Here is a 24890-nt window from a genome sequence, read left to right as displayed (position 1 = left end):
TATCCAGCCCCAACGGAGAGCTCCCCCATGACTGATTCCCCCGAGCGCGACGAACGCCATCTGGCGCGTATGCAGCGCAAAAAAGCCGTGATCGACGAACGCATCGCCAACTCCCCCGACGAGTGCGGCCTGGTGCTGGTGCTGACCGGCAATGGCAAAGGCAAGAGCAGCTCGGCGTTCGGCATGCTCGCCCGCGCCATGGGGCACGGCATGAAGTGCGGCGTGGTGCAGTTCATCAAGGGGCGTAACAGCACCGGCGAAGAATTGTTCTTCCGCCGCTTCCCCGAGCAAGTGCGCTTCCATGTCATGGGCGAGGGCTTCACCTGGGAAACTCAGGATCGCCAGCGCGACATCGCTGCAGCCGAAGCGGCATGGGCGGTTTCCCGTGAGCTGCTGCGTGATCCGTCGATCGGCCTGGTGGTGCTCGATGAACTGAACATCGCCCTCAAGCACGGCTACCTCGATCTCGATCAGGTGCTCAGCGATCTGCAGGCACGTCCGCCGATGCAGCACGTGATCGTCACCGGTCGCGCGGCCAAGCCGGAAATGATCGAGATGGGCGACACGGTCACCGAAATGGGCATGCTCAAACACGCCTTCCAGGCCGGCATCAAAGCGCAGAAAGGCGTCGAACTTTGAATCAACCACGTCACTGCCCGGCGGTGCTCATCGCCGCTCCGGCCTCCGGTCAGGGCAAGACCACCGTCACCGCCGCGCTCGCCCGTTTGCATCGCAATCAGGGGCGCAAAGTGCGCGTGTTCAAATGCGGCCCGGACTTCCTTGATCCGATGATCCTCGAGCGTGCCAGCGGTGCGCCGGTGTATCAACTGGACATGTGGATGGTCGGCGAGCAGGAGAGTCGTCGGCTGTTGTGGGAAGCCGCTGCCGAGGCGGATCTGATTCTGATCGAAGGCGTGATGGGCCTGTTTGACGGTACGCCCTCGAGCGCGGATCTGGCGCGGCATTTTGGTGTGCCGGTGCTCGGGGTGATCGACGGCACGGCGATGGCGCAGACCTTTGGTGCGCTGGCGCTGGGACTGGCCAAGTATCAGCCGGATCTGCCATTTGCCGGGGTTTTGGCCAACCGGGTTGGCACGTTGCGTCATGCGCAATTGCTGGAAGGCAGCCTTACCGAAGGTCTGCGTTGGTACGGCGCATTGTCGCGCGAGACCGGCATTGAATTGCCGAGTCGGCATCTGGGGCTGGTCCAGGCCAGCGAACTGAATGACCTCGATGTGCGTCTCGACGCCGCAGCCGATGCACTGGCCAGCAGCTGCGAGGTAGCGCTGCCACCGGCCGTGGAATTTGCCGCGCCGGACGTCGTCGCTGTTGAGCCGCTGCTGAAGAATGTGCGCATTGCCGTTGCACGTGATGAGGCGTTTGCCTTCACTTACGGCGCTAGCCTGGATCTGCTGCGGGCGATGGGCGCCGAGTTGAGCTTTTTCTCGCCGATCCGCGATACGCAATTGCCGGAGGCGGACAGTCTGTACCTGCCGGGCGGTTATCCGGAATTGCACCATGTTGCGTTGTCGCAGAACACCGCGATGGTTGCGGCAATCCTTGCACACCATGCGGCGGGCAAGCCGTTGCTCGCTGAGTGTGGCGGGATGCTGTATTTGCTCGATTCGCTGACGGATGTTGAAGGCACTCGCGCTGAGCTGGTTGGGCTGCTCAAGGGCGACGCGGTGATGCAGAAGCGTCTGGCGGCGTTGGCGTTGCAGGCGGTGGATCTGCCGGAAGGTTCGTTGCGTGGGCACACTTATCATCATTCGTTGACGACTACCGAACTGACGCCGATTGCTCGAGGGCTGAGCCCGAATGGTGGGCGCGGCGCCGAGGCGGTTTATCGGGAAGGGCGGATGACGGCTTCTTATGTGCACTTCTATTTTCCGTCGAATCCTGCGGCTGTCGCTGCATTGTTTGCGCCGTCCCTTGAGGACGCTATCGCGAGCAGGCTCACTCCTACAGTGGGCGATGGTGTGCCTGACGAAACGCAATCCCCTGTAGGAGCGAGCCTGCTCGCGATGGGGCCATGACCGACAACGCATTCTCCGAAGCCGAGCGCGAAGCGGTTTACAGAGCCATCGCCGAACGCCGCGACATGCGCCACTTCACCGGTGGCAGCGTCGAGCCGGAGCTGTTGCGCCGACTTTTGGAAGCCGCCCACCAGGCGCCAAGCGTCGGCCTGATGCAGCCCTGGCGCTTCATTCGCATCAGCGACCGAACGTTACGCGGTCAGATCCAGAGCCTCGTCGAAGCAGAACGCATCCGCACAGCCATTGCCCTCGGCGAGCGCAGTGACGAGTTCATGAAACTCAAGGTCGAAGGCATCAACGACTGCGCTGAGGTGCTGGTCGCCGCGCTGATGGATGATCGCGACAAGCACATTTTCGGGCGCCGCACGCTGCCGGAAATGGACATGGCGTCGTTGTCCTGCGCGATTCAAAACCTCTGGCTGGCCTCGCGCGCAGAAGGCTTGGGCATGGGCTGGGTCTCGTTGTTCGAGCCACAGGCACTCGCCGATCTGCTGAAATTGCCGGCAGGCGCCAAACCCCTGGCTGTTTTGTGCCTGGGCCCGGTCAAGGAGTTCTATCCGGCGCCGATGCTGGTACTCGAAGGGTGGGCGCAGGCGCGGCCGCTCAATGAGTTGCTGTATGAAAATTATTGGGGAGTGAGTCAATGAGTGTGGCGTTGTTGAGTGTCGCCGCAGTGGCGCTGGATGCGCTGCTCGGTGAACCGAAACGCTGGCATCCGCTGGTGGCGTTCGGCAATTTTGCCGGGCGCATCGAGCAACGTTTCAACGGCGGTGGTCGTGGCTGGCGCAGCCATGGCGTCACCGCGTGGGTGATCGCGGTGCTGCCGCTGACGTTGCTTGCCACGGCCTTATCATGGGCGCCGTACGTGGGTTGGGTGGTCGAAATTCTCGCGTTGTATTGCGCCCTCGGCATGCGCAGCCTCGGCGAGCATGTCGCCCCGGTGGCCGCAGCGTTGCGCGCGGATGATCTGGACGAAGCGCGCAAGCGAGTCGGCTATCTGGTCAGTCGCCAGACCGATGAACTCGACAGCACCGCCGTGGCCCGCGCCGCCACCGAATCAGTGCTGGAAAACGGCAGTGATGCGGTGTTCGCCGCGCTGTTCTGGTTTGTTGTCGCCGGTGCCCCGGGCGTAGTGCTCTATCGCTTGAGCAACACGCTCGATGCGATGTGGGGTTATCGCAACGAGCGCTTTGAGCGTTTCGGCTGGGCCGCAGCGAAAATCGACGACGTGCTCAACTACATTCCTGCGCGTCTGGTGGCGTTGACCTACGCGCTATTGGGCAAAACCCGACTCGCCTTGAAATGCTGGCGTACGCAGGCGCCAAAATGGGACAGCCCCAACGCCGGCCCGGTGATGGCGTCTGGCGCAGGAGCGCTGGGTGTTGAATTGGGTGGCCCGGCGATTTACCACGGCGAACTGCATGAGCGTCCGCAACTTGGCGAAGGCGCTCCGGCCGATGCCGATTCCATCGACCGTGGCTGGCAATTGGTCCAGCGCGGGGTATGGTTATGGCTGCTGATTCTCTGCGTGGGGGCTGAATTCTATGCTTGAGCACGGTGGCCGACTGCGTAAGGCGGCGCACGATTACGGCATCGCCGAGGCGGACTGGCTCGACCTGTCCAGCGGTCTCGCGCCGTGGCCATTTCCGATCCCGGAAATCCCGCTGCGTGCCTGGGCGCGCTTGCCGGAAACCGATGACGGTCTGGAGCAGGCCGCGTGTGATTACTACGGCGCGACGCAAGTGCTGCCGGTCGCCGGTTCGCAGATGGCCATCCAGTTGCTGCCGCGTTTACGTCGCGCCGGCAAGGTCGGCGTGTTGTCGCCGTGCTATGCCGAGCATGCCGAAGCTTGGCGCCGCAGTGGCTATATCGTGCGTGAAGTGCTGGAACAGGAAGTCGAGTTTTTCCTCGACAGCCTCGACGTGCTGGTGGTGGTCAATCCGAATAACCCAACCGGCCTGAGCCTGACCCCGGCGCGGCTGCTCGACTGGCATGCGCGACTGGCGCAGCGCGGCGGTTGGCTGGTGGTCGATGAAGCGTTCATGGACAACACGCCGCACCTGAGCCTGGCGGCGCATGCGCATCAGGTCGGGCTGATCGTGCTGCGATCGTTCGGCAAGTTTTTTGGCTTGGCCGGGGTGCGGCTGGGCTTTGTACTGGCCGAGCGCAAGTTACTCAAGTTGCTCGCCGAGCAGGTCGGGCCGTGGGCGGTCAGCGGGCCGACGCGGGTGCTCGGGCAGGCCTGTCTGCAAGACACTGAAAACCACACACGCCAGCGGATTCGCAGCGGTGAAGCCTGCGAGCGCCTGGCGACGCTGCTTGAGCGCTACGGCTTCAAACCGCAAGGCGGCTGCGCGTTGTTTCAGTGGTTGATCACTGATCAAGCGCAATCGCTGTACGAATTCATGGCCCGACGCGGCATCCTCCTGCGCATCTTCACCCATAACAGCAGCCTGCGTTTCGGCCTGCCTGCTGATGCGGCCGAGGAAGCGCGACTCGAACAGGCGTTAATCGCCTTCGCCAAGGACAATCCATGACCACCTTGATGGTGCAGGGCACCACTTCCGACGCCGGTAAAAGCACGCTGGTGACCGCACTGTGCCGCTGGGCAACCCGTCAGGGCGTCGCGGTGGTGCCGTTCAAGCCGCAGAACATGGCGCTCAACAGCGCGGTGACGGCAGACGGCGGCGAGATCGGTCGTGCGCAAGCGGTGCAGGCGCAAGCGGCGTTCCTCGAACCGCACACCGACATGAATCCGGTGCTGCTCAAGCCGAACAGCGACACCGGCGCCCAAGTGATCATTCACGGTCGCGCGGTGACGTCGATGAATGCCGTGGCCTATCACGACTACAAAGCCATCGCGATGAAAGCTGTTCTGGTTTCTCACGAGCGGCTCAGTGCTGCGTATCCACTGGTGATGGTCGAGGGCGCAGGCTCGCCGGCCGAGATCAATCTGCGCGCTGGCGACATCGCCAACATGGGCTTTGCCGAAGCGGTGGATTGCCCGGTGCTGCTGATTGCCGACATCAATCGCGGCGGGGTTTTTGCCCATCTGGTCGGCACGCTGGAGCTGCTCTCGCCGAGTGAGCAGGCGCGAGTCAAAGGCTTCATCATCAACCGTTTTCGCGGCGACATCGCCTTGCTGCAACCGGGCCTCGACTGGCTGGAACAGCGCACCGGTAAGCCGGTGGTGGGCGTGCTGCCGTATGTGATGGATCTGCATCTGGAAGCCGAGGACGGCATCGATCAGCGCCAGACCGACAAGGCCGAACAAGTGCTGAAAGTGGTGGTGCCGGTGCTGCCGCGCATCAGCAACCACACCGATTTCGATCCGCTGCGTCTGCACCCGCAGGTCGACCTGCAATTTGTCGGGCCGGGACAGGCGATTCCGGCTGCCGATCTGATCATTCTGCCGGGCTCGAAAAGCGTGCGCAGCGATCTCGCCTATTTGCGCGCCAATGGTTGGGACACAGCGATCAATCGGCACTTGCGCTACGGCGGCAAAGTGCTGGGGATTTGTGGTGGTCTGCAGATGCTCGGTGAGCAGGTGCATGATCCGCTCGGTCTTGAAGGCGCACCCGGTTCGAGTGCCGGTTTGGCTTTGCTGGCGTTTGCAACGACGCTTGAGGCCGACAAGCAATTGCGCAATGTGCGTGGGCGTTTGGCGCTTGAAGATGCCGAGGTCAGTGGTTACGAAATTCATGCTGGCGTGACGACCGGGGCGGCGCTGGAGAATGCGGCGGTGCATCTGGATGACGGTCGTTGTGATGGTGCGCAAAGTGTAGATGGGCAGGTATTCGGCACGTATCTGCATGGCTTGTTCGAGTCACCGGCGGCGAGTGCGGCGTTGCTCCGTTGGGCCGGGTTGAACGATGTGCAGGAAGTGGATTACCACGGGTTGCGCGAGCGCGATATCGAGCGCTTGGCGGATCTGGTGGAGAAGCATCTGGATACCGATCTGTTGCGTCAGCTCTGTGGGATTTGAGGTGGGTTCAATGACCTCATCGCGAGCAGGCTCACTCCTACAGTTGACCGCGTTCCCTTGTAGGAGTGAGCCTGCTCGCGATAGCGCCAGTCGTCTCAACCCATAATTTTCAGGATGTCCCCATGCTCCAACTGATCCTCGGCGGCGCCCGCTCCGGCAAAAGCCGCCTGGCAGAAAAACTCGCCAGCGACAGCAATCTTGCCGTTACTTACATCGCCACCAGCCAACCGCTCGATGGCGAGATGAGCGAGCGCGTCGCCCATCATCGCGCCCGTCGCCCAGCCGAGTGGGCACTGATCGAAGAACCCCTCGAACTGGCTCGCGTCCTGCGTCAATCGGCCGGCGCCGAGCGTTGCCTGCTGGTCGATTGCCTGACGCTGTGGCTGACCAACCTGCTGATGCTCGACAACGCCGAACGCCTCATCGCCGAGCGCGAAGCCCTGCTCGACTGCCTGGCTTCGTTGCCGGGGGAAATCATTTTTGTCAGCAACGAGACCGGAATGGGTGTCGTGCCGCTGGGCGAATTGACTCGCCGCTACGTCGATGAAGCCGGTTGGCTGCATCAAGCTCTGGCTGAGCGCTGTCAGCGTGTCGTGCTGACCGTCGCCGGCCTGCCCCTGACTCTGAAAGGATCTGCGTTATGACTCAAACCTGGTGGTTGAACCCGTGCCAGTCGCTGAATGCCGACGTGCTTGCACAAGCGGCAGCGCGCCAGCAGCAACTGACCAAACCGGCTGGTTCGCTCGGTCGACTGGAATCGGTGGCGGTGCAACTGGCCGGGCTGCAAGGTCAGGTCAAGCCGACGCTGGAACAGGTCTGGATCGCGATTTTTGCCGGTGATCACGGCGTGGTCGCTGAAGGCGTTTCGGCGTTCCCGCAGGAAGTTACCGGGCAGATGCTGCTCAACTTCGTCAGCGGTGGCGCGGCGATCAGCGTGCTCGCGCAGCAACTTGGCGCGCAACTGGAAGTGGTCGATCTGGGCACCGTGACGCCGACGCTGAACCTGCCAGGCGTACGTCACTTGAACATCGGTCCCGGCACTGCGAATTTCGTCGACGGCGCGGCGATGACCCAAGCCCAGGGCGAACTGGCGTTGCAGGCCGGTCGTGACAGCGTGTTGCGCGCCAAAGCGGCGGGTGCGCAGTTGTTCATCGGCGGCGAAATGGGCATTGGCAACACCACCGCAGCCAGTGCGCTGGCGTGCGCGCTACTCGATTGCCCGGTGACACACCTGACCGGCCCGGGCACAGGTTTGAACGCTGAAGGCGTCAGCCACAAAGCGCAAGTGATCGAGCGTGCGCTGGCGCTGCATGCGGCGCAGCGCGGTGATGCGTTGCAGACGCTATTCAACCTCGGTGGTTTCGAAATTGCCGCGCTGGTCGGTGCTTATCTGGCCTGTGCGCAGGAAGGTGTGGCGGTGCTGGTCGACGGCTTCATCTGCACGGTCGCGGCGCTGGTCGCGGTGCGTTTGAATCCGACGTGCCGCGAGTGGCTGTTGTTCGGTCATCGTGGCGCCGAGCCGGGGCATCGGCATGTGCTCGAAGCGCTCGGCGCCGAGCCGTTGCTGGAACTTGGTCTGCGTCTGGGCGAGGGCAGTGGGGCGGCGTTGGCCGTGCCGCTGTTGCGTCTGGCCTGCGATCTGCACGGGCAGATGGCGACGTTCGCCGAAGCGGCAGTGGCGGATCGCCCGGCATGACATTGAATCTAGACCTGCTGCGCCACGGTGAGACTGAATTGGGCGGTGGTTTGCGCGGCAGTCTCGACGACGCGCTCACCGAGAAGGGCTGGGCGCAGATGCGTGCAGCGGTGGCTGAGAGCGGGCCGTGGGATCGACTGGTCAGCTCGCCGTTGCAGCGTTGTGCGCGGTTTGCCGCTGAACTCGGTGAGCAATTGAATCTGCCGGTGCAGTTGGACAAGGATCTGCAGGAACTGCATTTCGGTGCCTGGGAAGGCCAGAGCGCGGCAGCGTTGATGGAGACTGACGCTGAGGCGTTGGGACTGTTTTGGGCTGATCCTTACGGCTTTACACCGCCGCAAGGTGAGCCGGTCAGTGATTTTTCTGCGCGAGTGTTGGCAGCGGTATCGCGGCTGCACGCGGCGTATGCCGGGGAGCGGGTTTTGCTGATCAGCCATGGCGGCGTCATGCGTTTGTTACTGGCGCAGGCGCGAGGCTTGCCGCGCGAACAACTGCTCAATGTTGAAGTCGGACATGGCGCAATGTTTGCGCTGACGGTCGAGGCTGACGGTTCACTCAAGGAAGGTCGCTGACATGTTGCCGCTGTGGATCGCCCTGCAATTTCTCAGCAGTCTGCCGATTCGTCTGCCAGGAATGCCCGAGCCGCAGCAGCTTGGCCGTTCGCTGCTGTTTTATCCGCTGGTGGGCTTGCTGTTTGGCGTGATCCTCTGGGCATTGAATCTGGCGTTGGCCGGCGCGCCGCTGTTGCTGCATGCAGCGCTGTTGTTGACGGCTTGGGTGTTGCTCAGCGGCGCGTTGCACCTCGATGGCCTGGCCGACAGCGCCGATGCCTGGCTCGGTGGCTTTGGTGATCGCGAGCGCACGCTGACGATCATGAAAGATCCGCGCAGCGGGCCGATTGCGGTGGTGACGCTGGTGCTGGTGTTGCTGCTCAAGTTTGCTGCGCTGTTGGCGTTGATCGAGCAGGGGCATGGGATCGTTTTGATCATTGTGCCGGTGCTTGGGCGTGCGGCGTTGCTCGGGCTGTTTCTGACCACGCCGTATGTGCGGGCGGGTGGGTTGGGGCAGGCGTTGGCGGATCATTTGCCGCGTCGGGCCGGGTGGTGGGTGCTCGGGGTGAGTGCGCTGGCGTGTTGGTTGATCGCCGGGTTTAGCGCGGTTGTTGCGTTGGTCATTTCGATCGCCGTTTTTATCCGGCTGCGGCGAGTGATGATGCGACGTCTGGGCGGGACGACGGGCGATACGGCGGGGGCGTTGCTGGAATTGCTGGAGATGGTGGTGTTGGTTGGTGTGGTTTTGGTCTGAGGGATAATGGGCAAAGTGCTGGCCCCATCGCTGGCAAGCCAGCTCCCACAGGTTTCAAGGTTGGCTGCAAATTTTGCGTGCGCCCCAAAATCTGTGGGAGCTGGCTTGCCAGCGATAGAGGTATGTCATGCACAGCAAAAGCTCAGGGTAAACTCATCTGTAACTTGATTTAACACAGTCGCGGGTATATACACGCATCATGCTTCCTTCTCAGTGTTTGTGCACCAACCTGCGTCGCGCCGCTCGTGGCGTCAGCAGGCATTACGACGGCGCTCTCGATGGCTTCGGGATCAACGTTGCGCAGTATTCTTTGCTGTGCAACCTGCAACGTCTCGATCAACCGAGCATCTCGGAACTGGCTGAAGCCATGGGTCTGGATCGCAGCACCCTCGGGCGCAATCTGCGCGTTCTCGAAGGTGAAGGATTGGTGGCGCTGGCGGAGGGCGAGGACATGCGTAACCGCATCGTCCGTCTCACCGAAACCGGTGTGCAACGCCTGGCGGCAGCCTTGCCGGCGTGGGAGGCGGCGCAGCAACGGTTGATTGATCGCTTGGGCGCCGAGAAGCGTGAAACCTTGCTCAGATTGCTGGATGAACTGGCCTGAGGCCGGTTTTTCCAAACTCAAGCGGGTATATACCCGCAAGCGGAGAACAATAATGACATCGATGTGGCGTACGTGCGGTTGGGTGTTGGTCGGTAGTGCGCTGATTCTCGCGTTGTCATTGGGCGTGCGTCACGGCTTCGGCCTGTTTCTGTCGCCGATGAGCGCGCAGTTCGGCTGGGGGCGCGAGGTGTTTGCTTTCGCCATCGCTTTGCAGAACCTGATCTGGGGCCTGGCGCAGCCATTTACCGGCGCGCTGGCTGACCGTTTCGGCGCGGCGAAAGTGGTGCTGGTCGGTGGCGTGCTCTACGCGGCGGGTCTGGTGTGCATGGGATTGTCGGATTCGGCGGTGACGCTGTCCCTGAGCGCCGGTCTGCTGATCGGCATCGGTCTTTCCGGCACTTCGTTCTCGGTCATCCTCGGCGTTGTCGGGCGTGCCGTGCCGCCAGAGAAACGCAGCATGGGCATGGGCATTGCCAGTGCCGCTGGCTCTTTCGGCCAGTTCGCCATGTTGCCGGGCACGCTGGGCCTGATCGGCTGGCTCGGCTGGTCGGCGGCGTTGTTGGTCTTGGGCTTGCTGGTGGCGCTGATCGTGCCGCTGGTGAGCATGCTCAAGGACAAACCGCTGCCGGTGCTCGGTCATGAACAAACCCTGTCCGAGGCGCTGCGCGAAGCCTGCTCGCATTCGGGATTCTGGCTGTTGGCGTTCGGCTTTTTCGTCTGCGGTTTTCAGGTGGTGTTTATCGGCGTGCACCTGCCGGCGTATCTGGTCGATCAGCATCTGCCGGCCAGTGTTGGCACTACGGTGCTGGCGTTGATCGGGCTGTTCAACATTTTCGGCACTTACACCGCCGGCTGGCTGGGTGGGCGCATGTCGAAACCGCGCTTGCTCACCGCGCTTTACCTGTTGCGCGCGGTGGTGATCGTGCTGTTTCTGTGGCTGCCGGTGACGACCACGTCGGCCTACCTGTTCGGCATGGCCATGGGGTTCCTGTGGCTGTCGACGGTGCCGTTGACCAACGGTACGGTGGCGACCTTGTTCGGTGTGCGCAATTTGTCCATGCTCGGTGGCATCGTATTCCTGTTCCATCAGCTCGGCTCGTTCCTCGGCGGCTGGCTGGGCGGGGTGGTGTATGACCGAACCGGGAGTTATGACTTGATCTGGCAAGTGGCGATTCTCTTGAGCCTGCTGGCGGCTGCGCTGAACTGGCCGGTGCGCGAGCGTCCGGTTGCACGCCTGAAAGCTGCTGCGGGCGCGGCATGAGTCGATTCTGGCCGCGTATCGTCATCACCGCACTCGGCGCCGCATTGCTGGCGCTGGTGTGGTGGGGCTGGCATCAGGGTGGCCTGGCGTTGATGCAACTGGGCATGAGCATTTGCTAGAACGTGGCGCGGCGAGTAACGTCGAAGTCTGACGAATGCTCAAGGATGCTCGAGATGCTGATGCGCTGGTGTGCTGTTCCCGCGTTGCTGGTGGCGTTGACTGGCCTGGCCCACGCTGCGGATTGCCCGGAAGTGTTGCAAGGTTCGCTGCCGAAGTTGCGCGCCAAGGAATCCATCGATCTGTGCAAGCAATACGCCGACAAACCGTTGGTGGTGGTCAACACCGCGAGCTTCTGCGGTTTTGCGCCACAGTTCGAAGGCCTTGAGGCGCTGCATAAGCGCTACGAAGGGCAGGGGCTGGAAATGCTCGGCGTGCCTTCCAATGACTTCAAGCAAGAGTCCAAGGACAGCGCCGAGACCGCCAAGGTCTGCTACGCCAACTATGGCGTGACGTTCGCCATGACCGAACCGCAGAAAGTCCGTGGTGACGATGCCACCCATATGTTCCGGGTACTCGCTGCGCAAACCAGTGCGCCAAAGTGGAATTTCTACAAATACGTGATTGATCGCCAAGGCAAGGTCATTGCCAATTTCTCCAGCTTGACCAAGCCCGATGATCCGGAGTTTATTGCCGCGATCGAAAAGGCCATCGCCTCGAAACCTCTCAACCCCTGACACAATCCCTGTAGGAGCTGCGGCACGCTGCGATCTTTTGATCTTAAACGTCAAAATCAAAAGATCGCAGCGTGCCGCAGCTCCTACAGAGTGTTGATCGCGGGCATGAAAAAGCCCCGCTTTCTGCAAAGAGAGCGGGGCTTTTTTGTGGGCGAGAGGTTAGCCTCGCCACGCAGCATCAGAAGCGGTAAGTAGCGCCGACACCGAAACCGTTTGCCGAGTTTTCATACTTGGCGTTGTAGGTCTGGCCGCGATCGTTCTGATTGCGGATGTTGACCGACTCTTCTTTCAGGTACGAGTAGGCAACGTCGATGGTCAGGTCTTCGGTCGGGCTCCAGCCAGCACCGATGCTGAAGATCGTCCGGTCGCCGGTTGGAATACGTGGCGAGCGGTCGACGTTGTTGGTCGGCGACTGGTCGAAGGTCAGACCGGTACGCAGTACCCATTCCTTGTTCAGCTGGTACGAAGTACCCACGGCGTAAGCCCAGGAGTCGTGCCAGTTCTGGTCTTCGGTGATCTCGCCGAATTGACCGGCCAGCAGCGGCTGAACGCCCGAGTTCTCGACGGTGATTTTCTTCAGCTGGCTCCAACGGGTGAAGGTCGAACCGGCGTAGACGTTCCACTGATCGTTGATCGCCTGGGTCACCGAGAAGTCCACGGATTCAGGCGTGGTGATTTTCAGCGAAGCGTCGTACTTCTGGTTGGCGCCCAGACCGATTGCGCCCAGCACACCGTAGTTGACCTTGGTGTTGCCTTCGAGCTTGTAGTCGACTTTCGAGTGGTAAGTCAGACCCAGGCGAGTGGTGTCAGTGGCTTGCACCAGCACACCGATGTTGTAGCCCAGTGCAGTGTCGTCACCCTTGATCTTGACCTTGCCGTCCGGTGCTGCCTGGGTAATCGACAGGTTCGATTCCAGGGTGCCGTCGATGCGGTTGATGGTCGGGCCGAAACCGATCGACACGACGTCGTTGAACTTGTAGCTCACGGTTGGCTGGAAGGTGATGACTTGTACTTCGGACTTGCTGCCGAAGTAACGGCCGGCAAAGCCGTTTTCGTAATCGGTGATCAGGCCGAACGGTACGTACACGCCCAGGCCGAATGCCCAATGATCATCGATCGGCTTGACGTAGAAGCCCATAGGTACGGAGGTGAAGGGCACCATGTCGCCTTTGTTGCTGCCGCTGTTAGGGCTGGAGCTGGCGTCGCTGATATCGGTTTTTGCGTCGAGGAATGCAACACCGCCAGTGACTTGTTCGCGCGTGATGCGCGACATGCCGGCAGGGTTGCCATAAACAGTGCTTGCGTCGTCGGCAGAAGAGGATCGCCCAGCGTAACCAGTGCCCATCCCGCTGATACTGTGTTCGTTGATGGCAAAGCCAGCTGCGAAGATCTGGGTGGATGCCATGGTAACGGCGAGGCTAAGGGTGGTTTTGAGCATTACTTTTTTCATTATTAGAACTCCTGGTGATCACCGGGGCGAAAATTACCAAGATTTTCGTCCCAGCGCTATAGTCCGTAAGCCTTGAGTTAGAGCGGTTTTGTAGGACAATCCGACCAGATTCGCGACCTGTTGGCAGATCTTGTGAAACCGACGGGTCAGCAAGCGACCTGATTCAGCGGTGAAACACAGGTTTGCCAGGCGCAAGTGAAGTCACGCAGACGACCTTGGGGTTGGAAGGTCTGACGCCAGATACGCGCCATCCCGAGCAAATCATCCGGGTCGGGGAGGGTGGGGTTTTGTTCTTCTACCAGCAGCCAGGCGATGGCGGTGGCGTAACGCAGGTTGACGGTCAGTTCCAGGTGCGGGCCGCTCAAAAACGCATGTTGGCTGGCGAGGCCGCGCACCAGGCTGGCACGCTCGGGATCGAGGGCCAGATAGTCGTCCCACAATGCCTGGTGGCGATGCTCGGCAATGCGGTAGAGGCCGTGGCCACGGCGGTCATGCAGGGCAGACCCGAGGGCGGATTGGCTGGCGGCGATACCCAGCAGCAGGGATTCGGCGGTTGCGCAGTGACGTCCCAGATAAATCAACGTAGGACGGATCACGTAGCGACACAGTTCGCTGGCAGCGATACCCATAAAATCCTCGGATCTTGTTGTTGGGCGGCGATGCCTGAAGGGGGCCTTGGCAGCGGTGGATCGACTCAGGCTCGCCGAAAGCGGATCAAGCCGCTTGAGTTGAAGTGTAGTGTCATATTCACAACGTAAAGGCCTGTTTTTAAAATATTTCCGGCTTCGAGTTATAACCGTTATATCAGAAGGTGCTTAAGCGCTAACGGGCCAAAAGTGAAACATCAGGCAATAAAAAGCCCCGCAATTTAAGCGGGGCTTTTGCTTTTGCAGCCTTTTCGGCTTTCAGGCAACCAGTGCCTGACGGGTACGATCGATCACGGCCTGCAGCGGTTCTGCGCTGGAGTATTGATCGGGGTACAGACGCTCGCTGTGGCGGGCGATACCGTGTTCATTGACCAAAGTGAAGCTGAAGCAGCCTTTGCGAGCGGCCATGATCAGGCAGTTCATTGGAGCAAAAGCGTTGGTTAGGGTGCGAATGGCATCCTGAGTATGGATTTGAGTAGACATAGTTATTAGGTGTTCCTACAAATGACACGGATAAGAACCGTGCAACGTTAAAACGTTCCAGTGACGACGACCACCATTGGTCGAACGAAGAACCCGACTGGAACAAAGCAGCCAGTTTGAAGCGCTGATAAGTTGGCGCGCTTGGGCTGGCAGGTAGGTACTTAGGAGGGCAGGCAACACATCAAGGGCAAAGGTTCTGGGCCCGGGGTGAAGATCCTGATCAATTTGCAGGTTGGTTCGGTCAGAGTAAGTGGTCTTCGCAACACCCTTTGCATCATTCAAAGGCAGTGTCGTCGCAAGATTTACCTGGAAACCATCGAGGGGTCGCTCCCGCTTGTTCGGTAGGGGATTCTTGGAAGAAGGCTGACCGTGGGGATGTGTTCGACCGGAATTGACTTTCAGCTTGGTACTAACGCCGCGGATAGTAACGGATCGAAATACACAAAGCAAACCCTGACTGAAAAAACATTCCATGAAGGGTAAACCCCTGTTTTCGTCAGTAACGGCTCGCCCCGTCCTGGCTCATTTTCTTGACCGTCGGTCGGTGCAGAAAATGTCATGAAGCCACGTCGCAGACCGGTTTATCCCCAGACTGACCGTCAAAATGACCCGAAAAAGCGCATCGATATAACCGTGTAACAGGTACTTGTGCACATTAGTTGCGCGAGCTGTAACGATACTGTCATACCAATCCTGACCCCGATGGCTGCCTGCATCGAAAGTTTAAGTCAATGAAAAACATCGCTTTTTTTTGTTGGTGAAAAAATCGTCAGTTTGACTGCGAGCCCCATTCCACAAGGCTTTGCGAGGGTTGAAGGGCGGTTGTCCACTGAGTTATCCACAGCTTCTGTGGATTGTCCCGAGCGCTTGCTCTAGCACGGGCGTGCCGGGTTGTTTTTCGACTTTACCTGTAAGAAAAAGAGAGTAGAGTGGCGCGCCTTCCGATCTGTCCCACAGTGCTTTATGAAGTTTCGCTCAGCATCAGACTCTGTTACCTCACAACACTCGCCTGTTACCCCACCCAAGCGCTTTTCCGTGCGTGTAGCTGAATGGCTGCTCGATAGCCCGCGCTTGAGTGACAGCCATAATGCCAAGCACCTCGCCGGACGCTTGCTCAAGCAACCGGCACGCGAAGGCGTGGTCGTTGCGCAAAGCCGTCTCGGCCAACTGATGTGCCGTGAGTGCGGCAATGCCCGGGACCGGCGCATCGGTCACGATCTTTTGCGCCAGGCGGCCCGTGCGGGCGACGTGCGGGCGCAACAAGAGCTGGGTCTGATTGAAGACTGAGCTGTCCATGCTCTGAAACCTTGGTTAACTTTCAGACTTCATCGGATCGGCCGGAATCGCGATGGCTTTGGACCAGGGCGCGGCAATCTAGTCAGTCGTAGCGAACAGCTGAAATTGTTCGGAAGATCAAAAGATCGCAGCCTTCGGCAGCTCCTACGGGGATCTATTTAGGCGCTGCCGAAGGCTGCGATCTTTTGCTTTTAGAGCGGCACATACCGACTCAACAGCGCCCGCAACGCCGCCGGTTTCACCGGTTTGGCCAGATAATCCAGCCCCGCCGCATGCACCTGCGCCACCATCTCCGGACGCCCGTCAGCACTGATCACCACCCCCGGCACCGGCTCGCCCAGCGTGGTGCGCAGCCACGCCATCAACTCGGTGCCGGTGTCACCGTGATCGAGGTGATAGTCGACCAGCGCCAATTGCGGACGTACGCCATCATTCAGCAACGCCGCGCATTCCTCGCGATTACGCGCCGTCCAGACCTGACAACCCCAGCGGCTCAACAGGCTGTTCATGCCGATCAGAATGCTGTCTTCGTTGTCGATGCACAGCACCCGTGCGCCACTCAACAACTTGCCATTCAGCTCGACGGCCGCAGTCACCGGCACAGTTTGCGTGCGGGCCAATGGCACGCTGACGCTGAACACGCTGCCACGCCCCGGCCACGAACGCACGCGCAAGGTGTGGCCGAGCACGCGACATAACCCATCGGCAATCGCCAGACCCAAACCGAGGCCTTTTTCGGCGCGGGTCTGGTGGCTGTCGAGGCGTTTGAACTCCTCGAAAATTACCTGCTGTTTGTCTTCGGGAATCCCCGGCCCGCGATCCCACACTTCCAGGCACAACTCGCCGCCACGCCGGCGCACACCCAGCAGCACCGGGCCCTTGGCGTAACGGAAGGCGTTGGTGAGGAAGTTCTGTAAAATCCGCCGCAGCAGTTTGATGTCGCTATCGATGCGCAAATGACTGCCGCGCACCCGGAAAGTCAGGCCTTGTTCCTGCGCCAGCGCCTTGAACTCGGCGCCGAGGGTGTCGAACAGTTCGTTGACTGCAAATGGCTTGCGGTCCGGGTTGATCTTGCCGTTTTCCAGTCGGGAAATGTCCAGCAGATCGCTGATCAGGTCTTCGGCCGAACGCAGCGAACTGTCGAGGTGCTGCACCAGTTTCTGCGCCTCGCTGCTCAAGCCGTCGTCCTGATGCGAGAGGGCGGCGGAGAAAAGCCGCGCGGCGTTCAGCGGCTGCATCAAGTCATGGCTGACGGCGGCGAGGAAACGGGTTTTCGACTGGTTGGCCGCTTCGGCGGTGCCCTTGGCTTCGGTCAGCGCGACGTTGAGTTGCGACAGCTCTTGTGTGCGCTCGCTGACCCGTTGTTCGAGGCCTTCGTTGGCCTCGGTCAGCGCCTGTTCGGCTTCGCGGAACGCGGTGATGTCGGTGAAACTCATGACGAAACCGCCGCCCGGCATCGGGTTGCCGATCAACTCGATCACCCGGCCGTTGGGGAACAATCGCTCAGAGGTGTGCGCGCGGCCCTGACGCATCCAGTGCAGGCGGCGGGCAACGTGGACTTCGGCTTCGCCGGGGCCACACAAACCGCGCTCGGCGTTGTAGCGAATGATGTCGGCAATCGGCCGGCCAACGCTGATCAAACCGTCGGGATAATTGAACAGCTCCAGATAGCGACGATTCCACGCCACCAGTTTCAGCGACTGGTCGACCACGCTGATGCCTTGGGTGATGTTCTCGATCGCGCCTTGCAGCAGGGCGCGGTTGAACTGCAACACTTCCGACGCTTCGTCAGCGATCCGGACTACGTCCTCCAGCTGCATTTCCCGACCTTCGATGGCGGCTTTTACGACCGCGCGCGTCGAAGAAGCACCGAGCACACCGGCCAGCAACCGCTCGGTGTGGGCGATCCATTCGCTGTCGGCGTTCTGGTTGGGGTTGAAGCCTTTGCCCTGACGGTAAGCGAAGCGGATAAAGCTCTGGCGCGCACGTTCTTCACCGACAAAGCGTGCCGCCAGTTGCAGCAAGTCATCGATTTGCACCGCCAGCATCGAGCGTGCGCTCGGACGGGCGCTGATCTCCTGACCGATGAAACGTCCCGCCTGCCAATGCTCCGACACCCGCGTACGCGACAGCACCGAAACCCAGGCGAACAAGGTGAAGTTACCGGCCAGCGACAGCACCACGCCTTGGGTCAGCGGGGTGATCGGCAGGTTCAGCGGATTGCTGTGCAGCCACGCCAGCCCCGGGAAACTGCTCAGCGACCAGCCGAGACTGTGCGCCGCAATCGGCAGAATCAGGGTGTAGAACCACAGGAACGTACCGGCGGCGAGGCCGGCAAACACGCCGCGGCGGTTGGCCTGTTTCCAGTACAGCGCGCCGAGCATGGCGGGCGCCAGTTGGGTCACCGCGGCAAAGGCAATCTGGCCGATGGTTGCCAGGCTCGCCGTCGAGCCCAGCAGGCGATAGCTGACGTACGCCAGCAACAGAATCAGCACGATGCTGACGCGACGCACCGAGAGCATCCACTGGCGGAACACTTCGAAGGGGCGCTCGGCGTTGTTACGTCGCAACAGCCATGGCAACAGCATGTCGTTGGAGACCATGGTCGACAGCGCCACGCTGGCGACGATGACCATGCCGGTCGCCGCCGACGCGCCACCGATAAACGCCAGCATCGCCAGCGCCGGATGCGCCTGCGCCAGTGGCAGGCTGATCACGAAGGAGTCCGGCAGCACGTCGCTTGGCAGCAGCATCTGACCGGCGAGCGCGATCGGCACGACAAACAGCGCGGCCAGGGCGAGATAAGCCGGGAACACCCACTTGGCCAGACGCAGATCCTGCGGGTCGATGTTCTCCACCACCGTGACGTGGAACTGCCGAGGCAGGCAGATAATCGCCATCATCGCCACGCCGGTCTGCACCACCATTGACGGCCAGTTGATGGTTTCCTTCCAGTATTCCTCAAGGCGCGGGGCGAGCATGGCCTGATTGAACAAGTCGTCAAAACCGTCGTACAAGCCGTAAGTGACGAAGGCGCCGACGGCGAGAAAGGCGAACAGCTTGACCAGCGATTCGAAGGCAATCGCCAACACCATGCCACGGTGGTGTTCGGTGGCGTCGAGGTTGCGCGTACCGAAGACGATGGTGAACAGCGCCAGCACCAGTGACACGATCAGCGCGGTGTCCTGGGCGCGGGTGCCCATGGCGTCGGCGCCGGCGCCGATCAACAGGTTTACGCCGAGAACGATGCCTTTGAGTTGCAGGGCGATGTAGGGGAGGACGCCGACCAGGCAGATCAGCGCGACGACCACCGCCAGCGATTGCGATTTGCCGTAGCGCGCGGCGATAAAGTCGGCGATGGAGGTGATGTTCTCCTGTTTGCTGATCATCACCATTTTCTGCAGTACCCACGGCGCGCCGAGCAGCAGCAGGATCGGCCCGAGGTAGATCGGCAGGAATGACCACAGTTGTTCGGCAGCCTGGCCGACCGCGCCGAAGAATGTCCAACTGGTGCAGTAAACCGCCAGCGACAGGCTGTACACCCAGGCACGCATGCGCGGCGGCAAGGGCGCGCTGCGACGGTCGCCGTAGAAGGCGATGGCGAACATGATGGCCATATAGGCCAGGGCGACGGCGGCGATCAGCCCGGTGGACAACGACATGCAACACTCCCGACAGAAGACTCCCCGGCAGTCCTGCCCGGGCGGACAGTCTCGCATGCGCGGGGCGGTTAGTCAGTGTCGACCAAGGTCGTGGCGCGGCGGGGTGTCGCAGGGTGGTGCTCGAGCAAAACCCTGTAGGAGCTGCGGCACGCTGCGATCTTTTGATCTTGATTTCAAAGATCAAAAGATCGCAGCGTGCCGCAGCTCCTACATGGAAATCGGGGTCAGTTCTGCTGCAATGCGATATCAATCAACCTGTGCAGTTCTTCCACCTCCAGCGCCGCCGCCGAAAACAGAATCCGGAACACCACCGGCGCGACCACCAGATTGATCAGCCGATCAGCACTCGGCGCCACTTCATCGGGATGCCGCGCAATGATCGTCTGCAACTGCGCGCCAATAATCGTCACGCAATACCCCGGCGTCGCACTCGCCTGGACGTCGCGCATCATGTTGCGCCCGGGCTCGGAACTCATCTCATCGAGATACTGCTCGGCCCACGCGCGGATATCGCTGCGCAGGCTGCCGGTTTCTGCCGGCGCGCTGTCGGGGCGCATGCGGGCGAGGGCGACGTCGGCCAGCAACGCCGCCAGATCACCCCAGCGCCGATAAATCGTCGACGGCGTCACCCCGGCGCGGGCCGCGATTTGCGGGACGGTCACGGTGGAACGCTCCTGTTCTTGCAGAAGCGCGTGGACTGCCGAATGAATCGACTCTTGTACCCGGGCACTGCGGCCACCGGGGCGTAAACCTTCTTTAATAGCCATGCGGCAGACCTTAACACAAAGAATTTGCTTTAAGCGCGAGGCGGTAGCACACTCCGCAAAAGCAAAAAATTAGCTTTTGCGGAGTGTGCCCATGACCAGCCTTGCTTCCCATCGATCCAGCCTGTGGTTTCTGGCGATCACCTTACTGAGTTTTCTCGCAGCGTCCACGGCGCCGACGCCGCTCTATCATCTCTATCAGGATCAACTGCACTTCTCCTCGGCGGTGCTGACGCTGATCTTCGGCGTCTATGCACTGAGTCTGTTGGCGGCGTTATTAACAGTGGGGTCGCTGTCTGACCATCTGGGGCGCAAACCGGTGATTTTCAGCGCGGTGCTGCTCAATGCGCTGGCGATGCTGCTGTTCATCTATGCCGACAACGTGGCATGGCTGATCAGCGCGCGTGTCTTGCAAGGTTTCGCCACCGGCATGGCCACCGCCGTGTTGAGCGCGACGTTGCTTGACACCGACCGTCAGCAGGGGCCGTTGATCAACAGTGTGGCGCCGTTGTTGGGAATGGCGCTGGGCGGCATGGGCTGTGGCTTGCTCGCCGAGTTTGCCCCGGCGCCGTTGCAACTGACCTATTGGTTGCTGCTCGGATTGTTTGTGTTGCAGGGGATTTACGTCTGGCGTCTGCCGGAAAGCGTCACGCCGCAAGCTGGCGCCTGGGCATCGCTGCGGCCGACCCTGCATGTGCCGGTTCAGGCGCGCGCGACCTTGTGGAAAGTCCTGCCGTTGAACACTGCCACCTGGGCGCTGGGTGGTTTTTACGCGTCACTGGCGCCCTCGCTGGTGCGCACCGCCACCGGCTCAACGTCCAACCTGATCGGCGGGGCGACGGTGGCGGCCTTGACCGTGACTGGCGCCCTGATGATCTTCACCTTGCGCAATCGCAGCGCCCGACGCTCGCTGCAACTGGGCGCGAGTTTGCTGCCGATCGGTCTGGTGCTGATTCTGCTGGGGGTGCACAGCGCCAGTCTGTCGCTGTTTTTCCTCGGCACACTGGTCGCCGGATGTGGTTTCGGCTCAAGCTTTCTCGGCGCGGTGCGCAGCCTAGTGCCGCTGGCGTTACCGCATGAGCGGGCCGGGTTGATGTCGGCGTATTACGTACTCAGTTACTTGGCGTTCTGCCTGCCGGCATTGCTGGCCGGGCATTTGACTAGCAGTTTTGGTTTGCTGGCGACTACAGACGTTTATGGCTTGGCATTGGTAGTCCTTTCGGTGGGCGGTCTGATTTTGATCTCGCGTCAAATCTTGGTTTCACGCATTAACCTCAATCGTTCCGCGAGTGAATAGTTGATTGATGGCAAAACGCCTGTTCACTACCATGCCCACCATTATTTGCAGTGAAATGATTTGAGTGAACGATAATGGATGAAAGCCTAGATTTGCTGGGACGCTTGCAGAATGGCAAGGGCGGATTACGTCCTGCCGAGAAGCACTTGCTGGATTGCTTCAAGCGGGGAGTGATTGCCACCATCACTGACGAGCTGCCCGTCTCGTCGACTGCGGAGAATGTGGTACGAGCAACTTTCCTGCGTGCTCTGATCCTGACGTATTCCAAAGGAGCATTTCTCGGGGAGAATCTTTACCTTCAGGGTGCCGTTATCGAGGGGGCACTTTTTTTAGTGGGCATTTCCGTGAGTACCCCGGTCACTTTTCAGAATTGCTTGTTCGAACAGGATATCAATGTCCGCGGTGCCAGCTTTGATCGTATGCTCAAGTTCGACGGTTGCGCGCTCAATTCTTTTCTAGGTGAGAGAATTGTTGTCAATGACAGCCTAGTCTTTTCATCCTCTACTACCAACGGTCTCGTCGAGCTCGGTTCGGCCCGGATAGCCGCCGGGCTGGTTTGTTTAGGAGCACAATTTGATGGCAGGGGAAAGACGTGCCTCGACGCCTCTTTCGCCGAGATACGCACGGGTGTTTATCTCAAAGGCGGGTTTTCTGCCAAGGGCTTGGTGCGTTTCAGATCTGCCGTAGTTGGGGGGCAGTTCAATTGCGTAAATGCAAGTTTTACCGTTGATAAAGAGCAGTCCCTTGACCTGGATTTTGCCTGTATCAATGGTCCTGTCTTTCTCAGGGACGGTTTTACTTCGACAGGCATTGTTAATCTGCTGGGTGCAAGGATTTCTGGTCAGTTGAGCTGTAGGCATTCGAAATTTTTTGCGATTGGAAAAGAACATGCGATGACCATTGAGCGCGCTTTTATCAGTGGTAACGCGTTATTCAGTCAAGGCTGTGAAATCCAGGGGCGACTGCAACTGGCCGGTTTGGAGGTTGACGGAAATGTTGAGTTTGATGGCGCTGCCATACAGGAACTAAGAGCAAATGAAATGAGAGTGAAAGGGAGGCTCGATTTGCGCGACCTCAAGTCCGCTCCCAAACAAATCTCGTTTCTAGGCACCAGGGTCTCGACCATCAATGATGATCTTGCTTCCTGGGGAGAGCGCCCGATTCTCAACGGCTTTGTGTATGACTCTGTGGATGTGCATAAACCGATGCCTGTTAGTGATCGCATGAAGTGGTTGAAAAAGCAGAAAGCCTGTTTGGAAAAAGACGAAACGTCGTCTATGTCATCGAAGGAGCATTTTCGTCCCCAACCATGGCGTCAATTGCAGCAGGTCCTTGAATCCAGTGGCCACACCGAAGAAGCCAAAGAGGTGGGTATTGAATTTGAGCAGTGCTTGCGTGCATCTGGTCGCATTGGTCAGTCACCGAGTAATTGGTCTCCGTCTTTTCGAAAGCTCTACGCAAACTCGGCGAGGTTCTTGCATTTTCTTTATGGTTATCTGACTGGCTTCGGCTACCGCCCAATGCTGTTGCTGCCATGGTTCGCATTGGTTTGGGGATTTTGCACATTGGTTTACTGGAGTGCCGCCAGTTTCGGGGTCTTTGCTCCAAGCAATCCACTGATTTTTCAAAACGAAGCTTATGACACCTGTCGCCCGGACAGGGAGCGGGTGTGGCTCGACAAGAGTCGTTATCGCACGCAGGCAGAGTTGCCAGAGAAGTTTAAGGGGGCGGGTAATTGGTATTTATGCGAGAAGCTGCGCGAGGAGTACACCGGGTTCAGTCCGATTGCGTTCTCACTGGATCTACTACTGCCTCTGGTCGATTTGCATCAGGAGAATGACTGGGCTCCACTGATTGAAACTCCAAAAGCCAATCCGGTTTTTGAGTTTTTCAGCTTCTTTATCAGTGGCAAACGCTGGGTCCGATTTGTGATGTGGTGCGAAATCCTCGCCGGATGGGGATTCAGCCTGCTGTTTGTGGCTGTGGTTTCTGGTTTAGCGCGCCGCAAGGAATAGGTGATATTCATGAAGATTATTCGCAGCAAGACCTTCACCGCCGACCGCGCCTGGGGCGCGCTGGACATCGCCAACATGAACGGCATCACCACGCGTCTGCACTGGACCGATCAGCCATACAAATGGCACGTCAACGATGGTGAGGAAGTGTTCGTGGTGCTCGACGGCCAAGTGCTGATGCACTATCGAGAGCAGGGCGAAGAAAAACAGGTGCAGATGGGCGTTGGCGACATCTTTCATGCCTCGATCGGCACAGAGCATGTCGCCCATCCGCAAGGCGTGGCGAGGATTCTGGTGATCGAGTCCGAGGGCAGCGTCTAAGCGCTTATTGGTAAAACAGATAACAGTTAGAGAAATTACCCGTTATATAGATATTCGATTCAGTTCTACCATGGACTCAACCTCACCCGAGGACAGGAGTTCATGATGATTTGCCCCAACAGCAGTAAGCCCGGCATCAAGCCGCTCAGCCAGCTTCAGCACCCGCGTGAAGTGATCCGTCAATTCACGCCGAACTGGTTCGCCGCGACCATGGGTACCGGCGTGCTGGCGTTGGCCCTGGCGCAATTGCCAGTGGCAATCCCTGGCATGCATGTCGTGGCCGAAGGGCTGTGGTTGTTCAACATTCTGTTGTTCTGCCTGTTTACCGCGGCGTATGCCGCTCGGTGGATTTTGTTCTTCGATGAAGCCCGGCGGATTTTCGGGCACTCCACCGTGTCGATGTTCTTCGGCACCATTCCCATGGGCCTGGCCACGATCATCAATGGCTTTCTGCTGTTCGGCCTGCCGCGTTGGGGCGACGGGGTGATTCATCTCGCCGAAGTGCTGTGGTGGATTGATGTGGCCATGTCGCTGGCCTGCGGCGTATTGATTCCCTACATGATGTTTACTCGACAAGAACACAGCATCGACCAGATGACCGCCGTCTGGCTGCTGCCAGTGGTGGCGGCAGAAGTGGCGGCGGCCAGCGGTGGTTTGCTCGCGCCGCACCTGGCCGACGCCCACTCGCAACTGGTGGTGCTGACGACGAGCTACGTGCTCTGGGCTTTTTCCCTGCCGGTGGCGTTCAGCATTCTGACCATCCTGCTGCTGCGCATGGCGCTGCACAAACTGCCCCACGAAAACATGGCCGCCTCAAGCTGGCTGGCCCTCGGCCCGATCGGCACCGGCGCGCTGGGCATGTTGCTGCTGGGGGGGGATGCACCGGCAATCTTTGCTGCCAACGGTTTGCCGGGGGTCGGTGAAATCGCTGCGGGCCTGGGCCTGGTGGCCGGCATTACCTTGTGGGGCTTCGGCTTGTGGTGGATGTTGATGGCGCTGCTGATCACCGTGCGCTATCTGCGTGACGGCATCCCGTTCAACCTCGGCTGGTGGGGCTTCACCTTCCCGCTGGGCGTGTATTCGCTGGCCACGCTGAAACTGGCGAATGTTCTCAACCTGACGTTTTTCAGCGTGTTCGGCACCGTGCTGGTGACGTTGCTCGCGGTGATGTGGCTGATCGTCGGCAAACGCACCGTGCAAGGTGCTTGGCGCGGCGAGCTGTTTGTCTCGCCGTGCATCGCAGGTTTAAAGAAATAACCTGAAAAGTTTAGGTAAGGTGTGGCCTGAAACGCGGTTTGAGATTCCAATAAGCACTACCCAGGCCCTTTCCAAGC

At 60.0% G+C, this 24890-nt stretch carries 24 protein-coding genes; 19 read left to right on the top strand and 5 right to left on the bottom strand.

Translation table 11 applies throughout. The annotated features are described in order from the left end of the window. Positions 1-27 precede the first annotated feature (27 nt). The 14 genes from cobO (at position 28) to ACZZ0B_RS17465 (ending at position 11621) form a co-directional block, all read left to right on the top strand. Complete coding sequence (gene cobO / locus ACZZ0B_RS17530; RefSeq protein WP_463545875.1) at positions 28-639, top strand: cob(I)yrinic acid a,c-diamide adenosyltransferase; 612 nt, start codon at positions 28-30, stop codon at positions 637-639. After that, positions 636-2036 carry a cobyrinate a,c-diamide synthase gene (locus ACZZ0B_RS17525; RefSeq protein ID WP_463545874.1) on the top strand — a complete coding sequence of 467 codons (1401 nt, stop codon included), beginning with the start codon at positions 636-638 and terminating at the stop codon, positions 2034-2036. Before cobO ends, ACZZ0B_RS17525 begins: the two co-directional genes overlap by 4 nt. After that, positions 2033-2683: a 5,6-dimethylbenzimidazole synthase gene (bluB, locus tag ACZZ0B_RS17520; protein ID WP_463545873.1), complete on the top strand. Its 651-nt coding sequence runs from the start codon at positions 2033-2035 to the stop codon at positions 2681-2683. Before ACZZ0B_RS17525 ends, bluB begins: the two co-directional genes overlap by 4 nt. Continuing rightward, a complete protein-coding gene (gene cbiB, locus ACZZ0B_RS17515; RefSeq protein ID WP_463545872.1) occupies positions 2680-3588 on the top strand; it encodes an adenosylcobinamide-phosphate synthase CbiB in 909 nt (302 codons plus the stop codon). The genes bluB and cbiB overlap by 4 nt, the downstream gene beginning before the upstream one ends. Beyond that, positions 3581-4573 (top strand): threonine-phosphate decarboxylase CobD, encoded by a 993-nt coding sequence (gene cobD, locus ACZZ0B_RS17510; RefSeq protein WP_463545871.1) that lies wholly within the window; start codon positions 3581-3583, stop codon positions 4571-4573. Before cbiB ends, cobD begins: the two co-directional genes overlap by 8 nt. Beyond that, positions 4570-6021, top strand: coding sequence for a cobyric acid synthase (locus tag ACZZ0B_RS17505; protein WP_463545870.1), 1452 nt, complete (start codon positions 4570-4572; stop codon positions 6019-6021). Before cobD ends, ACZZ0B_RS17505 begins: the two co-directional genes overlap by 4 nt. Before the next feature lie 122 nt (positions 6022-6143). Beyond that, positions 6144-6665 (top strand): bifunctional adenosylcobinamide kinase/adenosylcobinamide-phosphate guanylyltransferase, encoded by a 522-nt coding sequence (cobU, locus tag ACZZ0B_RS17500; protein WP_463545869.1) that lies wholly within the window; start codon positions 6144-6146, stop codon positions 6663-6665. Further along, the gene (gene cobT, locus ACZZ0B_RS17495; RefSeq protein WP_463545868.1) at positions 6662-7717 is read left to right on the top strand and encodes a nicotinate-nucleotide--dimethylbenzimidazole phosphoribosyltransferase; all 1056 of its coding nucleotides are present in this window, start codon (positions 6662-6664) and stop codon (positions 7715-7717) included. The genes cobU and cobT overlap by 4 nt, the downstream gene beginning before the upstream one ends. Beyond that, the gene (gene cobC, locus ACZZ0B_RS17490) at positions 7714-8289 is read left to right on the top strand and encodes an alpha-ribazole phosphatase family protein (protein ID WP_158830700.1); all 576 of its coding nucleotides are present in this window, start codon (positions 7714-7716) and stop codon (positions 8287-8289) included. The genes cobT and cobC overlap by 4 nt, the downstream gene beginning before the upstream one ends. 1 nt (position 8290) lies before the next feature. Then, positions 8291-9022, top strand: coding sequence for an adenosylcobinamide-GDP ribazoletransferase (locus ACZZ0B_RS17485; protein ID WP_463545867.1), 732 nt, complete (start codon positions 8291-8293; stop codon positions 9020-9022). 199 nt (positions 9023-9221) lie between these two features. Then, on the top strand, positions 9222-9626 hold the full coding sequence (locus ACZZ0B_RS17480) for a MarR family winged helix-turn-helix transcriptional regulator (protein ID WP_065260433.1): 405 nt from the start codon (positions 9222-9224) through the stop codon (positions 9624-9626). A 52-nt stretch (positions 9627-9678) separates the two neighbouring features. Further along, the gene (locus tag ACZZ0B_RS17475) at positions 9679-10887 is read left to right on the top strand and encodes an MFS transporter (protein ID WP_463545866.1); all 1209 of its coding nucleotides are present in this window, start codon (positions 9679-9681) and stop codon (positions 10885-10887) included. Beyond that, positions 10884-11006: a hypothetical protein gene (locus tag ACZZ0B_RS17470; RefSeq protein ID WP_008077905.1), complete on the top strand. Its 123-nt coding sequence runs from the start codon at positions 10884-10886 to the stop codon at positions 11004-11006. Before ACZZ0B_RS17475 ends, ACZZ0B_RS17470 begins: the two co-directional genes overlap by 4 nt. A gap of 54 nt (positions 11007-11060) precedes the next feature. Then, the gene (locus tag ACZZ0B_RS17465) at positions 11061-11621 is read left to right on the top strand and encodes a glutathione peroxidase (RefSeq protein WP_463545865.1); all 561 of its coding nucleotides are present in this window, start codon (positions 11061-11063) and stop codon (positions 11619-11621) included. A gap of 178 nt (positions 11622-11799) precedes the next feature. On the opposite strand, the gene ACZZ0B_RS17460 is transcribed toward ACZZ0B_RS17465, so the two are convergent. The 3 genes from ACZZ0B_RS17460 to ACZZ0B_RS17450 all read right to left on the bottom strand — a co-directional run bounded on the left by ACZZ0B_RS17460 (position 11800) and on the right by ACZZ0B_RS17450 (position 14201). Then, entirely contained in the window at positions 11800-13071 is a 1272-nt protein-coding gene (locus ACZZ0B_RS17460; protein WP_463545864.1) for an OmpP1/FadL family transporter, read from the bottom strand. Between the two features lie 146 nt (positions 13072-13217). Continuing rightward, a complete protein-coding gene (locus tag ACZZ0B_RS17455; RefSeq protein ID WP_008077902.1) occupies positions 13218-13700 on the bottom strand; it encodes a hypothetical protein in 483 nt (160 codons plus the stop codon). A 276-nt stretch (positions 13701-13976) separates the two neighbouring features. After that, entirely contained in the window at positions 13977-14201 is a 225-nt protein-coding gene (locus ACZZ0B_RS17450) for a hypothetical protein (RefSeq protein WP_003214941.1), read from the bottom strand. 963 nt (positions 14202-15164) lie between these two features. On the opposite strand from ACZZ0B_RS17450, the gene ACZZ0B_RS17445 reads away from it, so the two are divergent. After that, complete coding sequence (locus ACZZ0B_RS17445; RefSeq protein WP_081500489.1) at positions 15165-15488, top strand: SEL1-like repeat protein; 324 nt, start codon at positions 15165-15167, stop codon at positions 15486-15488. A gap of 200 nt (positions 15489-15688) precedes the next feature. On the opposite strand, the gene ACZZ0B_RS17440 is transcribed toward ACZZ0B_RS17445, so the two are convergent. After that, entirely contained in the window at positions 15689-19159 is a 3471-nt protein-coding gene (locus ACZZ0B_RS17440) for a hybrid sensor histidine kinase/response regulator (RefSeq protein ID WP_008077900.1), read from the bottom strand. 224 nt (positions 19160-19383) lie between these two features. Then, positions 19384-19926 (bottom strand): TetR/AcrR family transcriptional regulator, encoded by a 543-nt coding sequence (locus tag ACZZ0B_RS17435; RefSeq protein WP_440095718.1) that lies wholly within the window; start codon positions 19924-19926, stop codon positions 19384-19386. A 91-nt stretch (positions 19927-20017) separates the two neighbouring features. On the opposite strand from ACZZ0B_RS17435, the gene ACZZ0B_RS17430 reads away from it, so the two are divergent. From ACZZ0B_RS17430 to ACZZ0B_RS17415, 4 genes are all read left to right on the top strand, one after another. Further along, on the top strand, positions 20018-21220 hold the full coding sequence (locus ACZZ0B_RS17430) for an MFS transporter (RefSeq protein WP_463545863.1): 1203 nt from the start codon (positions 20018-20020) through the stop codon (positions 21218-21220). 74 nt (positions 21221-21294) lie between these two features. Beyond that, positions 21295-23235: a membrane-associated oxidoreductase gene (locus ACZZ0B_RS17425; RefSeq protein WP_463545862.1), complete on the top strand. Its 1941-nt coding sequence runs from the start codon at positions 21295-21297 to the stop codon at positions 23233-23235. A gap of 9 nt (positions 23236-23244) precedes the next feature. Further along, complete coding sequence (locus ACZZ0B_RS17420) at positions 23245-23556, top strand: cupin domain-containing protein (protein WP_008077897.1); 312 nt, start codon at positions 23245-23247, stop codon at positions 23554-23556. 105 nt (positions 23557-23661) lie between these two features. Continuing rightward, entirely contained in the window at positions 23662-24813 is a 1152-nt protein-coding gene (locus tag ACZZ0B_RS17415) for a TDT family transporter (protein ID WP_158832888.1), read from the top strand. The last annotated feature ends 77 nt before the right edge of the window (positions 24814-24890 follow it).

The sequence above is a fragment of the Pseudomonas sp. AC247 genome (assembly GCF_979258015.1).
Note: the sequence above shows the minus strand (reverse complement) of the source record. Positions and strands in the feature narration are given on the sequence as shown.

Coding starts and splice junctions, on each gene's coding strand:
- ACZZ0B_RS17440 (WP_008077900.1), bottom strand. CDS start 19,159: ATGTCGTTGTCCACCGGGCTGATCGCCGCCGTCGCCCTGGCCTATATG.
- ACZZ0B_RS17425 (WP_463545862.1), top strand. CDS start 21,295: ATGGATGAAAGCCTAGATTTGCTGGGACGCTTGCAGAATGGCAAGGGC.
- ACZZ0B_RS17430 (WP_463545863.1), top strand. CDS start 20,018: ATGACCAGCCTTGCTTCCCATCGATCCAGCCTGTGGTTTCTGGCGATC.
- ACZZ0B_RS17470 (WP_008077905.1), top strand. CDS start 10,884: ATGAGTCGATTCTGGCCGCGTATCGTCATCACCGCACTCGGCGCCGCA.
- ACZZ0B_RS17480 (WP_065260433.1), top strand. CDS start 9,222: ATGCTTCCTTCTCAGTGTTTGTGCACCAACCTGCGTCGCGCCGCTCGT.
- ACZZ0B_RS17465 (WP_463545865.1), top strand. CDS start 11,061: ATGCTGATGCGCTGGTGTGCTGTTCCCGCGTTGCTGGTGGCGTTGACT.
- cobD (WP_463545871.1), top strand. CDS start 3,581: ATGCTTGAGCACGGTGGCCGACTGCGTAAGGCGGCGCACGATTACGGC.
- ACZZ0B_RS17485 (WP_463545867.1), top strand. CDS start 8,291: ATGTTGCCGCTGTGGATCGCCCTGCAATTTCTCAGCAGTCTGCCGATT.
- cobC (WP_158830700.1), top strand. CDS start 7,714: ATGACATTGAATCTAGACCTGCTGCGCCACGGTGAGACTGAATTGGGC.
- ACZZ0B_RS17475 (WP_463545866.1), top strand. CDS start 9,679: ATGACATCGATGTGGCGTACGTGCGGTTGGGTGTTGGTCGGTAGTGCG.
- ACZZ0B_RS17450 (WP_003214941.1), bottom strand. CDS start 14,201: ATGTCTACTCAAATCCATACTCAGGATGCCATTCGCACCCTAACCAAC.
- cobU (WP_463545869.1), top strand. CDS start 6,144: ATGCTCCAACTGATCCTCGGCGGCGCCCGCTCCGGCAAAAGCCGCCTG.
- ACZZ0B_RS17435 (WP_440095718.1), bottom strand. CDS start 19,926: ATGGCTATTAAAGAAGGTTTACGCCCCGGTGGCCGCAGTGCCCGGGTA.
- ACZZ0B_RS17455 (WP_008077902.1), bottom strand. CDS start 13,700: ATGGGTATCGCTGCCAGCGAACTGTGTCGCTACGTGATCCGTCCTACG.
- ACZZ0B_RS17505 (WP_463545870.1), top strand. CDS start 4,570: ATGACCACCTTGATGGTGCAGGGCACCACTTCCGACGCCGGTAAAAGC.
- cobT (WP_463545868.1), top strand. CDS start 6,662: ATGACTCAAACCTGGTGGTTGAACCCGTGCCAGTCGCTGAATGCCGAC.
- ACZZ0B_RS17415 (WP_158832888.1), top strand. CDS start 23,662: ATGATTTGCCCCAACAGCAGTAAGCCCGGCATCAAGCCGCTCAGCCAG.
- ACZZ0B_RS17445 (WP_081500489.1), top strand. CDS start 15,165: ATGAAGTTTCGCTCAGCATCAGACTCTGTTACCTCACAACACTCGCCT.
- bluB (WP_463545873.1), top strand. CDS start 2,033: ATGACCGACAACGCATTCTCCGAAGCCGAGCGCGAAGCGGTTTACAGA.
- ACZZ0B_RS17420 (WP_008077897.1), top strand. CDS start 23,245: ATGAAGATTATTCGCAGCAAGACCTTCACCGCCGACCGCGCCTGGGGC.
- cbiB (WP_463545872.1), top strand. CDS start 2,680: ATGAGTGTGGCGTTGTTGAGTGTCGCCGCAGTGGCGCTGGATGCGCTG.
- cobO (WP_463545875.1), top strand. CDS start 28: ATGACTGATTCCCCCGAGCGCGACGAACGCCATCTGGCGCGTATGCAG.
- ACZZ0B_RS17460 (WP_463545864.1), bottom strand. CDS start 13,071: ATGAAAAAAGTAATGCTCAAAACCACCCTTAGCCTCGCCGTTACCATG.